This is a genomic window from Acuticoccus kandeliae, from assembly GCF_003073115.1.
The window spans coordinates 1-375 of sequence record NZ_QBBV01000092.1 but is presented as its reverse complement, the minus strand read 5'-3'; the positions used below and the strand labels follow the sequence as shown (position 1 = coordinate 375).

The following is a 375-nucleotide window of genomic DNA, read 5'->3' as shown; positions in this document are numbered from 1 at the left end:
AGCGGCGGTTCGCCGTGCTGCGGGCCATCGTGGCCGACTACGTGTCGACGCAGGAGCCCGTGGGGTCGAAGGCCATCGTCGACCGGCACAACCTCGGGGTGTCGAGCGCGACGGTGCGCAACGACATGGCCGTCCTCGAGGAGGACGGCCTGATCGCGCAGCCGCACACCAGTGCGGGCCGGATTCCCACCGACAAGGGCTACCGGCAGTTCGTCGACCGGATCTCGCAGGTCAAGCCGCTGTCGTCGGCCGAGAAGCGGGCCGTGCAGACGTTCCTGGACGGCGCCGTCGACCTCGACGACGTGCTGCGCCGCTCGGTACGTCTGCTCGCGCAGCTGACCCGCCAGGTCGCCGTCGTGCAGTACCCGACGCCCA

The 375-nt window shown here is 70.7% G+C and carries 1 protein-coding gene; it reads left to right on the top strand.

The annotated features are described in order from the left end of the window. Positions 1 to 14: 14 nt before the first annotated feature. On the top strand, positions 15 to 375 hold a 361-nt coding region (locus tag DBV35_RS29450; protein WP_211100080.1), incomplete at its 3' end, for a DeoR family transcriptional regulator.